The following is a 12,558-nucleotide window of genomic DNA, read 5'->3' as shown; positions in this document are numbered from 1 at the left end:
TTGGGTGACCTGCCTCGCAGTGGACCTCGACCTCGACCTCGGTGTCGTCTGTTTCGAACTTCACTTTGGCGTGGTTGTCGGGGCCGGGGTCGACGTCGTCCACGTGGTAGCCCTGGGCGGGGGTCCAGGAGAGGAGTGTGGCCTGGCCGGATACGCAGGCGGCGACGGTGGTGCCGCCAGCTGTGGCGAAGACGCGGAGTTCGCGGGGGGCTCGGGTGGGGAGTGTTGGGGTTGGGGTGGATTTTGTGGTCGGGGTGGGGGAGACGGTGATGGGGATCGCCAGCTCCTGCCGTACCTGGTCGGCGGAGAGCGGGCGGATGTTTGGACCGGTAACGGCTGAGCTGAGGGAGTTCGTCACCGTCACGCCCGCGACCAGCGCGACAACGACGGCCGCCACCCATCCGCCAACCGCGAGCAACGTAGACCGCTTCACTCCCCTACCTTCGCTGATCCAACGCTAAGCCGAAGTTAAGGCACCGATAACGGACTTATGCGCGTATCGACAACCGGCTAACGTGGCCGCAAATGGCAAACGTCCTGCTTGTCGAGGATGACGTCACCATCCGTACGGCCCTGGTCCGGGGGTTGCGCGATCGTGGTCACGCCGTGTCCTCGGCCGCCACCGCCCTCGACGGCCTGCGCCTGGCCCTCGACACCCGGCCCGATCTTGTCGTGCTCGACCTGGGACTCCCCGATCTGGACGGCACCGAACTCCTGCGAATGCTCCGGGCGGTAAGCCGCATGCCCGTCATCGTCGCCACCGCCCGCGACAGCGAACCGGAAACCGTCCGGCTGCTCGACGCGGGCGCCGACGACTATGTGGTCAAACCATTCACCGCCACACATCTGGACGCGCGAATTCGGGCAGTGCTCCGCCGTGCCGGCCAGGAGGACACCGACACCACGGTCACCGTCGGCGGTCTGCGCATGGACATCCGCGGCCGCGAGACCGTCCTCAACGGCGTACCCATCGAACTGACACCACGCGAATTCGACCTGCTGCTCTACCTGGCGTCCCGCCCCGGACGGGTAGTCACCAAGCGCGAACTTCTCACCGAGGTCTGGCAGGTCCCCTACGGCGGAACGGACAAAACCGTCGACGTCCACCTCTCCTGGCTCCGCCGCAAACTCGGCGAAACCGCCCAAGAGCCCCGCTTCCTCCACACCGTCCGCGGTGTAGGCGTCAAACTGGTCGACCCAACGTGACTTCCCCGAAGGCGTCTCCACAACAACCCTCGCGCGCCGAGACGCCATGAGGCGAAGGCTGGCGCTCCTGGTCACCGCGACCACCTCACTCGTATTGATCGCGATGCTGGTGCCGATGGCGCTGCTGGTGCGGTCGGCCGCCGAGAACGGCGCCGTAGCCCAGGCCACCACCGAAGCCCAATCCGTCGCGGCGGTGATCGGCACCGTCGACCCCGCCGCCCTCGCCCTGACGGCGAACCGCTCATCAGCCGTGAGCGGCCACCAGATCTCCGTCTTCCTCCCAGACGGAACGGTCGTCGGCGCCCAGACAACCCGCTCCCCCGCCGTCGAACTAGCCGCCCGCGGCCGGAGCCTGTCCGCGGAAGCCCCTGGCGGCGGCCGCGAGATCCTCGTCGCCGTCCAGGGCGAATCCGGCACCAGCGTGGTCCGCGTGCTGCTTTCGGCGGACGATCTGAGCAGGGGCGTACAGGCCGCCTGGCTTGGCCTGCTCCTGCTCGGCCTGATCCTCATCGGCCTGGGCGTGATCGTCGCCGACCGCCTCGCGGTCGCCCTCACCCGCCCGATGACCGGCCTCGCCCAGGTTTCGCACCGCCTCGCGGGCGGCGACCTGGCCGCCCGAGCCGCCCCCACCGGCCCACCCGAGATCCGCGCCGCCGCCCTCGCCCTCAACCACCTGGCGACCAGGATCGACGCCCTCCTCCACGAGGAACGCGAATCCGTAGCCGACATCTCGCACCGCCTCCGTACGCCCCTGACCGGCCTCCGCCTCGAAGCCGAATCCCTGACCAACCCGGAGGAAGCCGAACGCCTCGGCACCCGCGTCGACGCCCTCGACCGCGCCGTCACCTCCGTGATCGTCGACGTCCGTCGCAGAACCAGGGAACGCGGCTCCTGCGACGCCACCGCCGTCGTCTCCGCCCGCGTCACCTTCTGGTCCGTCCTGGCCGAAGAGCAGAACCGCCCCCTCACCCTGTCGCTCCCCGACTCCCCCCTCCCTGTCGCCACCTCCGCCGACGACCTCGCCGCCGCCGTGGACGCCCTCCTGGAAAACGTGTTCGCCCACACCCCCGAAGGCGTCCCCATGTCGGTACGGCTGACGCGGGCCGCCCCCGGCGCCGAACTCACCGTCACCGACTCCGGCCCTGGCATCCCCGCGCCCGCCGAACGCGGCCGGAGCGGCGGCAACTCGACCGGACTGGGGCTCGATATCGCCCGCCGTACCGCACAATCCGCCGGCGGCACGATGACGGTGGGCAGCCCGCCCGGCGGCGGAACCACGGTCACGCTCACCTTTGCCAGCCCTTAACCCTGGCAAAGCGCGCCTATAGCCAACCCCAAGCCACCGTAAAGCCATGAAAATCAAACCCGCCCTCGTCGGCGCTCTGACCGCGTCCGCTCTCCTGCTCACCGGCGCCACCGCCGCCTCCGCGACGGCCCAAGCCGACATCACCCGCGCCAAGGCCATCAAAATCGCCAAGAAGGCGGTTCCCGGCGGCCGCGTGACAGATGTGGAACGCGAATACGAGCACGGCTACCGCACCTGGAAGGTCGAACTCCAGAAAGGCCGCTGGGAGTACGACCTCTACATCGCCATCAAGACCGGCAAGGTCATCAAGATGAAGATCGATCGCGACTGACCCACGACCATCCTGGGAAGCGCGCCTTCCGCTGATTCACGGCCGATATGAGGGCGTGCTTCCCGGGCCTTCTCGAGAAATCGAGGCAGGTTCGGGCCGTTGCGCCGCCCCGAACCTGCCTCGATCTGTTTGGCGGCGTCAGACCCGCCAGCCGCCGCTGTCCTTCGCCACGATGGCACCGCCGATCAGAAGCCACGCGCTCACCGGTCGGGAATGGTTGTACGGGCTGGGGCCACCTTCAGGCTGCGCTTCGAATTCGATGAATCCGGCGCCTCGTGTGGTGTCTTCGGTGTCGATCGCCTGCGTAGCGGAGTTCGCGGCGACCCATCGGTAAGACGTGGGATATCCGGGGGCGCAGGCGGCGTTCGCCGGCTGCGGCGTATCGCCGGTGTCCGTGGCCGGTGACCTGGTCTGCCCGTCGCCCGAGTTCTGGACCAGGTTGGTGTAGAAATCCCCGGGCTTCGCGTAGACGCACTGTTGCAGGTTGACGTAGCGCAGGGTCAACAGGTCCAACGCTTGCGTACGGCTGTTGTTCGCCGCCCATCCGGTGCCGGGACACGCACCCGTCGGGCCGGCTTTCACGTTGCTGGAATTGGTTTGAGGCTGCTGTACCGCGACTGTGGCCAGATCGGCACCGGAGTTGTAGACGCATTGCTGGAGGTTGAAATAGCGCTTGCCGAGCAGGCTGATCGCCTGAGTGGCGCCGCTGCCCTGTTTGTAGCGGTAGGCGGCATCCCCTGGGCCGCACGTGAGCGGCTTCGGCCCGTTGGAAACTCCCGTCCCTGTCCGGAAGGGTGCGTTCGGCAGATTCGCCACAAAGGACATGAAGTTGTCTGTGCCCCCGTTCCCGTAGGTGCATCCCTGGAGGTGGAGATAGCTCTTCTTCCCGCGCTCCAGGATCCCCTTGGTCAGGTCCCTGGGCTCGGCGAACAACCCGGCGGTCGGGCTGATCCGGAGGTTCCAGTTCTGGCCGTCGATCGTGCCCAGCCCCGGCTCCGGGAGTCCGCCACCCCAGACGGCATTCTCGTTGATGGCTCCGGTCTGGCCGGCGTCGGTGTTGCAGGCGAGTTCGCTGTTGTCAGGTTTGGCGGGATCGGAGGTTCTCGGAGAAAGGCAGACCTTCGTCGTGCCGGAGACGAGCCGCGAACGGATGTGCGCGAGAACTGAGGCGTCCCGGTAAGCGGCGGAGTCGCTGTTGTCATACCAGACGCGCGTCAACCAGCTCGACGGATTCGGAACCGGCAGTGAACTGCTCCAGGTATTCCCGTTGTCAGTCGAATAAACGATCTGGATATTTGTAGCGGCGTATGCCGGAGTAGCCGCAACCACACAATATCCAGCCAGGGTAGTCGTTGCGGCCAGAGCCGTGACCACTGAACGTTTCATACGTAGCACTTCCACCATGACATGTACTGTCCAATTCTTCAGTTGACGACGAAATGGCATGCAATCCGTTGATGTCGGATTTCCACTCAAAAAGCCGCCCACAGAAGATATGGATATTCTGCGGAGGGCTTCAGCGGCGAGGATATCGGAGGCACCGCACGGCACGCCGCTGCCGAAAACTGTGTCGCCCAATTCAACTGGGTATTCGTGAAGGAATCCTCCGAGTCGCCACTCAGTCGCTTCAGCGACTTATGCGACGACGTTCGGACTGCCCCTCTCCCTCTGCCAGGCTGGGCAGCCCGTGCCCGCCTGCCGGATCGGCGGACACCCTTGTGCCGGGGATCGGCGTCGGTGGCTCACCTGTGCGCCTGCCGATCCCCGTGATTCAACGGCCGCCCCTGCCATTGATCATCGATCATGCCGGGCACGTCCGCCTGTGGCGATATCCCGCTCGCCGGCCAGCGTGGGTGGGCGCGTTCGTGCCGGTCGGCTCGGGTCCGGTCTGGTTCAGCGCCGCATTCGTCCGGCGAAGCAGCTTGTCTTGCTGAGGTAGAGCAGGGTCCAGGTGCCGTCGTCGTTGCGGCGGACGCGGTAGCGGTCGGGGTGGGCCGCTTTGTCGCGATTGTGCCAGGCGCAGGCGGGGGCGAGCTGGTCCAGGTCGGTGGTACCACCGTCGACCCAGCCTTGTACGTGGTCGATTTCGCACATGTCGGCCGGGATGGGGCAGCCCTCGCGATAGCAGGTGGCGTAGCGGGCCAGGATGGCCTGCCGCTGCGCGGGCGTGGCCAGGCGAACGGCACGACCCATGTCCAGCACCCGGCCTTTGGCGTCGATGACCATCCGGACCAGCTTCGAGGTGCGAGCGAGCCGGTGGACGTCGGAGATCGGCAGTAGCTGCCCGGTGGCGATCAGCAGCCCGGGCGCCAGCCGGTCCGGCGCGTGCCCACAGGTCCCACACGCGTCTCCTACCGGCCCCGCACCCGAGCCCACGCCGTCAGGACTCGCGCCATCAGGACTCGCGCCATCAAGACTCGCGCTGCCAGCATCCGCGCTGCCAGGACCCGAGCTGTCAGCATCTGCGCTGCTGGCACTTGCCCCGGCCGGACCTGTGCCTCCCGCGTGGCAGGGACCGCCCGCGCAGCAGGTCGAGCCGTCACCGGCCTGAGGTGTCCCGGGCCGGGCATCGCTGCAGCCAGCGGCGCCCACGTCGACGGTATCTGCGTTGGCGGTGCCAGCCGTGGCGGTGCCAGCCGTGGCGGTGCCAGCCGTGGCGGTGCCAGCCGTGGCGGTGCCAGCCGTGGCGGTGCCAGCCGTGGCGGTGTCGGCCGTGGCGGTGCCAGCCGTGGCGGTGTCGGCGCGTCCGGATGTGCTCGGCGATGGCGGCGCCCCCGTGGCGGGCGTGGTAGGCGTGGTAGGCGTGGTAGGCGTGCCGGACGCTGCGGTGGAGGCCGCATGGGTGGAGTCGGTGTCATGTGCGGGGCGGCCGGTGGGGTGGTCGCTGGGCAGGGACTCGGCGCGGACCAGGACCAATAGTTCAGTGGTGACCTTCTTACTCAACAGCGCCGACAGCGCGTCGGCCTGGCGGACCCGCAGCGGGCGGTCCTCGTCCTTGCCTTTCGGCCGGGCGTAGGCGGTGAGGAATTCGCGCAGGCGGGCGCCGGCCTCGCGAGGCAGACGGAACTCGCCCTCCACGCCGCCGGTGCTGGACGGGCGGACCAGCAGGAAACGGGTGGCGTAGTCGGTTTCGGCGTCATCCTCCAGAGTGCCCGGATCCAGCAGCTCACGCAGGTAACGGCCGGCCTTGGCGATCTCCGCCGGGGACGCTCTGTCGGCCAGGTCCACCAGGATCGGCTCGGCCAGCCCGGCCTGCGCATCGTCCAGATGGGCGGTGACCTGGCAGATCGCCTCGACCGACCCCTCCGCGAGCGTGCCGCGGGCAAACCGATCCCGCACGACGGGCAGCCGGGCCAGCTGAACCGCCAGCCGCAGCAGAGCCGACGCGGCCCCACCGGTCATCCCCGCCGACGCACGCAACCAGGTGCCGGTCGAGGCGTGCCCGCCGCCGGCGGCGCTCCTGGCCTCACCGGTCACATGCACGCGCCCCACCCGCGCGGCGATCGCCGAGCTCAGCCGATCCTGGGCGAACAGCAGTTCCTCCGTCTCGCCCCGACACACCCCGGCACTGTCCGGCAGTTCGCCCACCGCAAGCAGGGACGCCATCCGCCTCAGCTCCGGGACCAGCACCCCCGAACCCACCGACTCACCCGAATCCTTCGACCCCGCCCAGCGGCCACTATCAGCCCAGCGGCCACTATCAGCCGAGCCGCCACTATCAGCCGAGCGCACGCCATCAACCGAGCCGCCATCGGTCCCGCCGCCATCAGCAGAGCGGACGCCCCCTTCAGCCGAGCTGCCATCGGTCGAGCCGCCGTCAGCCGAGCGGCCGCCGTCGGTCCAGCCGCCACGGAGGAACTGCTGCCATGCGCCGCCGTTCGCGCCGCCGTTCGCGTCGTCGTGGGCGTCGTCGTGGGCGTCGTCGTGGGCGTCGTCGGTGGAACGCTGGGGCGGGACGTACTCCGGGTCCAGCACCGTCCCCTTCAGCAACGCGGGCAACCCGCGTCCAGAGGCACCCTTCGCACGGGAGGGATCCCGCACCTCGAACGGAAACCCGAGCATGGAAGACACCCCCCTTTCGCCCCAGCCGATCCCAACAGCTGCCCTCAGGCTATCCAGCAGCTCTGACAAAACCCGGCCATGATCCGCAACAAAACCGCAGGTCACACGCCCCATGAAAAGATCTACCAACCAACCTGCCTGACGCCACTCGAACAACCATCCGCCACACGCGATCAGGAGCAGCACACCAACCCACAGACCCTTCAACCCACGAAGAACAGCACCTCGGCTCGGCCGCACGCGCCTCTAGCAGGGCAGCGGCACCAGGGCGTGCGGGCATCTCTCCCCGGTGGAGAACGCGGCACCACACGCAGCCCGCACGTACAGCCCGTAGCGGGACCCGCCCGCCAGGCACGGGGGCGCTCCACCCCGACGACAGGTCCAGGTCCCGCGAGCCACCACGGGCGTCGTGGAGCACCTGACACAGGCCGTGACCGCCGAGACCGCAGCCCGCAAGCACGCCAGCCTAGTTGCAGGCATCTTTCGGGGATCAGCAGGAATCTCACCGGAGGCGAGGCGATGCCGGACAAAGGCGGGACCATACGACAAGGAGCGCCCAGGCCCCGTACAACGCCGAATATGCACCATTCGTGCATCGCCACCCCATAGGGTCAGACGCTCAAACACCCTCGGGCAACGAGCGGGAGCCCACATGACCGAGATCGACCTGACCCAGCAAGCCGCCCAATTCGGCGGATCCCAACCTTTGCGCGGATATCTCGCGACACCTCCAGGTGAGGGCCCTTGGCCCGGCCTGGTGATGATCCACGAGATCATGGGCCTGGAACCGATGATGCTCCGCCACGCCGACCGTATGGCGCAATCCGGCTACCTGACCCTGGCCGTCGACCTGTTCAGCGCGGGCGGCCCCCGCCGCTGCCTCGTCTCCACCATGCGCGCCCTCCACAAACGCGAAGGCCGCCCCTTCGCCGACATCGAAACCGCCAGAACCTGGCTGACCGCATCCCCCGACTGCACCGGAAAAGTCGGCGTAATCGGCTTCTGCATGGGCGGCGCCTTCGCCCTCCTCACCACCACGACCGGCTTCGCCGCCGCCTCCACCAACTACGGCCCACTCCCCCGCGACCTCGACACCGCCCTCACCGGCTCCTGCCCCATCGTCGCCACGTACGGCGCCCGCGACCGCACCCTCAAAAACGCGGCCCCCAAACTAGAAGCCGCCCTCACCAAAGCCAACGTCCCGCACGACGTGAAGGAATACCCCACCGCCGGCCACGCCTTCCTCAACGAACACCTCTCCGGCCCTCGCCTCCTCCGCCCCCTCCTCCGCGTAGCCGGCATCGGCCCCGACCCCACCGCCGCCCCCGACGCCTGGCACCGAATCACCACCTTCTTCGCCCACCACCTGCACTAACATCCCCATCTCGCCCAGAAAGGTAAATGGATTTCACCTTCAAGGGTGAAACTGATTTACCGAATTTCAGGAGGCTCGATGGACAAACCAGGCAACATCATTGGCAGGGCGCGTCAGTGGCAGACGCTCACCCAATTCCTGTTCGAGGGCGACGTGAGCGGGCCACTGCGACTTGGCCTGGTGTCGGGTCGCAAAAGGACAGGGAAGACACAACTGCTCGTCGCCGCCTGCGAAGCGCTCGGCGGTCTCTACATTCCCTGCGTCCAAGACGAGGGTGATCGAGCTGCGAGATCCCGATTCGGCGCTGCGATCGCCGAACATGCGGGCTTGAGGTCCTCCCTTCTCGGCGTACCGGAATCGTGGGAAGTCCTGCTCCGCACCGCCCTCGACACCGCGGCGCGCACCGCTCCGCTGGGCACGCCCGCCCTGGTAGTGATCGACGAATTCCCTTACGCCATGGCAGATGCCCCGCAACTTCCGTCACTCATCCAGCACCTCTACGACGACTCCCAGAACAAGCGCGGCCCTGGTGGCCGCCTGATCCTCTGCGGGTCCGCGCTCAGCGTGATGCAGAACCTGCTCTCCGGCACCAAACCCCTGCGCGGGCGCGCGATCATGGACATGCGCCTCAATGCCCTCGACTACCGTGAGGCAGCCCAGCTCTGGGGCATCGGGGATCCGGAGATCGCCCTTCGCGTGCACGCCTGCGTCGGTGGCATTCCCGGTTATCACGCGCTGATGACCAACCCACCCGCGAACGTTCAGGACTTCGACCGCTGGCTCGTCGAGAATCTCCTCGAACCAGACCGAAGTGTCTTCACCCGTATCGAGGTCGACTACCTCCTGCGCGAAGACCCCCGAATTACGAACCGGACGATCTACTACGACATCCTCACCGCGGTCGCCAACGGCGCGAACACGCCCTCCAAAATCGGCTCAGCCCTGGGCCGGGACGACAATTCCATCCGCTATCCCCTCTCGGTCCTCGAATCAGCCAGCTATGCGACCCGATCCCAGGACCTCCTCCGCGGCCGCAGACCCACCATCACAGTCTCCGACCCCGTCATTCGCTTCGACCGCCTGATCACCGCCCCCCACCTGGGCCAACTGGAACTGGGCCGCGCAGAACAGGTATGGCGCGCCGCCGCCCCCACATTCCGTTCCTCAATCCTCGGCCCCCATTTCGAGGAACTCGCCCGAGACCGGACCCACCGATTCGCCCCCGACGAACTCGGCCACCCCGCCAGGGCGAGGTCGGCTACGCCACCATCCAGGACCACGCGGGCCGCGCCAAACACGAAATAGACGTCCTCGCCAAACACGCCGACCACATCACCATCATCGGCGAAGCCAAAGCCACCCTCACCCGCCGAGGCCTCCCCGACCTATCCCGCCTCGACACCATCCGCACCCTCCTCACCCGAGAAGGCCACAACACCGAACAAACAATCCTCACCCTGTTCTCCACCACCGGCTTCACCCCCGACCTGGAATCCACCGCCACCCAACGCCCCGACGTCGAACTAATAGACCTCAACCGCCTGTATGGCCACGAGGATCCCGGACGATAGTTCAGCGACCATGCGACCGATGATCAGGAGACCCGTTGACCCTGCCTAAGAAGGGCTCCCGCCTCATTACTGTCGGTGGCACGTCATACCGCTGGCGGGTGCGCCACAAGCCCACCTACGACCAGGGGCTCGGCTGGTCGCCCATGACATTCGGCGTCCAACTGGCCAAAGACCCCAGCAGCGTCCTCATGGTGACCCTCCCCCACCACCGCCTTGACAACTGGCTGTACCTCGAAGGCGCCAGTGTTCGCCCTGCTCTCGTCGCGAGGTGCATCACCGTGGCACTCAGCGAGGGGTGGGCGCCCGAACGTCCCGGAAGTGCCCACCGGCTGAAGGTCACGCAAGAGCAGAGTGTCGAATGGGCCGTGCCCGTGGTAAATCCGCTCTACCTTTAGCGTCCGCCTGAGAGGAGATCGCGTTTGAGATCTTCTGACAAGGGGCTGGATTATGGTCGTCGGAGAATCGGAAGCCGTGCTCCGCCTCGATGCGCTCAAACTCCTCGTCGCTGAGGCGGGGTTCTATGTCGCAGCAGTCGGCCTGCCTCAGGCGGCGGGCGGCTTCGGCTCCGAGCCGGACTGCGTCGATGTCGATCACAGCGGAACAGTAGCGCTCTGGCCTCTCCTGAGTCCGGCCGGGCTACTCAAGTACGCGGGGGATGAGAGGACAGGGTCCGGAAGGGCGTGCTGCTCGGCCTCGAGTGAGTCGGCCGCCCATGACGCCGATCATGGCCCAGCGGATCACTGTCGCGATGTGGGCGAGGCTGGTCTCCTCCCGGCTGGCGGCCTCACGACCGAAACGTTCGATCCCAGAAACCTTCGATATCCATGGGGCGCGAAGGTCCCATCTCCGAGTCCCGCTGCCAAGATCGGACGGGAAGGGGTGATCCTGCACATCAAGCAGGTGCCGCCTCCGCATTTGCTGACTGGCGCCACTCCAACGCCTCTGGAATGTCCCGGTACTCGAGGAGATGCTGTCCCGCAATCTTCTCAAGCAGCACTTTGACTTCCGCCGGTGTGGCCCGGAAGAATTCCCGGCGCAGGTTGACCTTGTTGACGCGTCGTTCGCTCAACTCGGCGTGCAGGCGCCCTTCCAGCCCGACCGCGTCATCGCTGAAGACCAATGCGTGAGTATCGAACTTGAACGGCACCGAGGCATCCCCCAGCTCCCGCACCCGGTCTTCGGGTTCCAGCCGTCGGGTCATGCCAATCTTGATGACGTCGTCACCGAACGCGCCGACATTGGAAATCACGTAAACGTAACCGGCCCTGATGTTGGCCTCTCGTGCTTCGACATCGCTGACCGCCGCACCGATCTCCTCCAGCTTGGCTTTCAGCTCGTTGGCCGCCATTTCATCGCCGCTGGCCAGCACTTTGGACAGGGCCGCGCGGTAGTGCGCCTCCTCCTTACGCAGCCTGGCCTTCTCCCGCTCGAACTCCCGGCGCGCGGCCTCCTCCTCACGCTGCTGTTCCCGCTGCGCGCGAACGCGTTCCTTCTCCTCTTCCTGCTTGGCCAGGTAGTCGGCGGTCAGCTCAAGCTCGTAGAGGCGCAGCCGGTGGTATTCGACGCTCACATGGATACTCATCGTCTTGCCAAGTCGGACGATCATCTCCACTGACTTCTCCAGGCGGTCGATGGCCGACTGCAATTTGTAAGGGCGCATCGTGCGTACGCAGTTGTCAGCCTCGGCGTTGTAGGCGCGAAGCATCAGTTTGGAGAAGTCACGCACCATGCGACGCCCTTCCGCCGCCGATCCGTTGACCTGCCAGTTGGTAGAGCCGAGCACCGCCTTGTCGTCTTTCGCCATGGCCTTGATACGCGCTTTGATCTTTCCGAGATACTCCTTGTAGGCCACGGCGTCACTCAAGGGGTGCCGATACTCGTAAACACCGACCTCCTGCAGAAGCGCCGTCTCCTCGGTCCGCACGACCTGCCGCTCGATGGTGTGGAGCCGGCTCTTGGCAGTCTCGACGGCCTTCTGAAGCTCCGCGTGTTGGGCGTACAAATCTTGGACCATGGCGGAGACTCCAAGAGCATCCATACCGGCCAGTCGCTCCACCCAAGCGCGTAGTTCGGCGTTTTCCGCCTCCAGCTTCTTCTTGCCGCCGAACAGCCCTACACCGCCCCGCTCCGGGGCGACCGGTGTTGTCGCAACGTGTGGCTGAGTTTGTGGCGCGGCAGGCGCGGGTGGCGCACCTGAAACCACCCAGAATTGCCACCCAGACGGCGCGGGAGGCCAAGACGGATCCGGCTGCCAGCCCGAGGGGGGACGCCAGTTCTCTGGAGGAACCGGCCAGCCGGGTGGCGAGTTGAACCGATACTCCATGAGCTCACGTCCTTCATATTCCTGCGTGGGAACGTTCACCTATAAGGACTGCTGTCTCAGGGCATCGGTTTACAGCGTCCAGTGGGCGGCCATCCGCATCGACATATCTCACATACAGCTAGAACCCTTACTGGAATGTCGAAAGCGAACAATCGTGCCGCCCTGGGGACGTTCAGCACCGTTATGGGAGAAACTCCGCAGCCGGGGAATCCGTGGAAGCGGTCAGGTTGGGGCGTAGGGGAGGTGCCGAGATACCTAAGACCGGCCACGTTCACGTCTTAGTCACGCCCCCGGTTTTCAGAGGGTCCGGACCCCTGGCCAGCCGCAGGCAACCCGGCACAAAAGCCTGGAGTCACAAGTCTTAACTCCATTGCCTTATGGCAT

Annotated in this window: 10 protein-coding genes; 6 read left to right on the top strand and 4 right to left on the bottom strand. The window is 66.6% G+C overall.

Going from position 1 to position 12,558, the window contains the following annotated elements; translation table 11 throughout:
• Positions 1–433, bottom strand: a 433-nt coding sequence (locus tag Aple_RS40060) for a hypothetical protein (protein WP_155349993.1), incomplete at its 3' end; no start/stop codon positions are given.
• A 92-nt stretch (positions 434–525) separates the two neighbouring features.
• Here Aple_RS40060 and Aple_RS40055 point away from each other — a divergent pair.
• From Aple_RS40055 to Aple_RS40045, 3 genes are read left to right on the top strand one after another with little or no spacing between them, the layout of a single operon-like run.
• Positions 526–1,206, top strand: a complete 681-nt coding sequence (locus Aple_RS40055; RefSeq protein ID WP_155349992.1) for a response regulator transcription factor — start codon at positions 526–528, stop codon at positions 1,204–1,206.
• Between the two features lie 46 nt (positions 1,207–1,252).
• Entirely contained in the window at positions 1,253–2,512 is a 1,260-nt protein-coding gene (locus Aple_RS40050) for a sensor histidine kinase (RefSeq protein WP_155349991.1), read from the top strand.
• Between the two features lie 46 nt (positions 2,513–2,558).
• On the top strand, positions 2,559–2,843 hold the full coding sequence (locus Aple_RS40045) for a PepSY domain-containing protein (RefSeq protein WP_155349990.1): 285 nt from the start codon (positions 2,559–2,561) through the stop codon (positions 2,841–2,843).
• Positions 2,844–2,981: 138 nt separating this feature from the next.
• Here the strand turns inward: Aple_RS40045 and Aple_RS40040 are convergent, their stop codons facing one another.
• Both Aple_RS40040 and Aple_RS40035 read right to left on the bottom strand, forming a co-directional pair.
• The gene (locus tag Aple_RS40040; RefSeq protein ID WP_155349989.1) at positions 2,982–4,247 is read right to left on the bottom strand and encodes a hypothetical protein; all 1,266 of its coding nucleotides are present in this window, start codon (positions 4,245–4,247) and stop codon (positions 2,982–2,984) included.
• Between the two features lie 489 nt (positions 4,248–4,736).
• Positions 4,737–6,905, bottom strand: coding sequence for an HNH endonuclease signature motif containing protein (locus tag Aple_RS40035; RefSeq protein WP_155349988.1), 2,169 nt, complete (start codon positions 6,903–6,905; stop codon positions 4,737–4,739).
• A 652-nt stretch (positions 6,906–7,557) separates the two neighbouring features.
• Here Aple_RS40035 and Aple_RS40030 point away from each other — a divergent pair.
• The 3 genes from Aple_RS40030 (at position 7,558) to Aple_RS40020 (ending at position 10,246) form a co-directional block, all read left to right on the top strand.
• Positions 7,558–8,280: a dienelactone hydrolase family protein gene (locus Aple_RS40030; RefSeq protein ID WP_155349987.1), complete on the top strand. Its 723-nt coding sequence runs from the start codon at positions 7,558–7,560 to the stop codon at positions 8,278–8,280.
• A 327-nt stretch (positions 8,281–8,607) separates the two neighbouring features.
• Positions 8,608–9,585, top strand: coding sequence for an AAA family ATPase (locus Aple_RS40025; RefSeq protein ID WP_218038740.1), 978 nt, complete (start codon positions 8,608–8,610; stop codon positions 9,583–9,585).
• 301 nt (positions 9,586–9,886) lie between these two features.
• Positions 9,887–10,246 (top strand): hypothetical protein, encoded by a 360-nt coding sequence (locus tag Aple_RS40020; RefSeq protein ID WP_155349986.1) that lies wholly within the window; start codon positions 9,887–9,889, stop codon positions 10,244–10,246.
• Between the two features lie 497 nt (positions 10,247–10,743).
• Here the strand turns inward: Aple_RS40020 and Aple_RS40015 are convergent, their stop codons facing one another.
• Entirely contained in the window at positions 10,744–12,174 is a 1,431-nt protein-coding gene (locus Aple_RS40015) for an SNIPE associated domain-containing protein (RefSeq protein WP_155349985.1), read from the bottom strand.
• Between the last annotated feature and the right edge of the window lie 384 nt (positions 12,175–12,558).

The sequence above is a fragment of the Acrocarpospora pleiomorpha genome (assembly GCF_009687885.1).
GTDB lineage: Bacteria > Actinomycetota > Actinomycetes > Streptosporangiales > Streptosporangiaceae > Acrocarpospora > Acrocarpospora pleiomorpha.
Note: the sequence above shows the minus strand (reverse complement) of the source record. Positions and strands in the feature narration are given on the sequence as shown.

What these genes read in the sequence shown, in the direction of transcription:
- Aple_RS40055 (WP_155349992.1), top strand. Translation starts at nt 526, where the DNA reads ATGGCAAACGTCCTGCTTGTCGAGGATGACGTCACCATCCGTACGGCC.
- Aple_RS40050 (WP_155349991.1), top strand. Translation starts at nt 1,253, where the DNA reads ATGAGGCGAAGGCTGGCGCTCCTGGTCACCGCGACCACCTCACTCGTA.
- Aple_RS40045 (WP_155349990.1), top strand. Translation starts at nt 2,559, where the DNA reads ATGAAAATCAAACCCGCCCTCGTCGGCGCTCTGACCGCGTCCGCTCTC.
- Aple_RS40040 (WP_155349989.1), bottom strand. Translation starts at nt 4,247, where the DNA reads ATGGTGGAAGTGCTACGTATGAAACGTTCAGTGGTCACGGCTCTGGCC.
- Aple_RS40035 (WP_155349988.1), bottom strand. Translation starts at nt 6,905, where the DNA reads ATGCTCGGGTTTCCGTTCGAGGTGCGGGATCCCTCCCGTGCGAAGGGT.
- Aple_RS40030 (WP_155349987.1), top strand. Translation starts at nt 7,558, where the DNA reads ATGACCGAGATCGACCTGACCCAGCAAGCCGCCCAATTCGGCGGATCC.
- Aple_RS40015 (WP_155349985.1), bottom strand. Translation starts at nt 12,174, where the DNA reads ATGGAGTATCGGTTCAACTCGCCACCCGGCTGGCCGGTTCCTCCAGAG.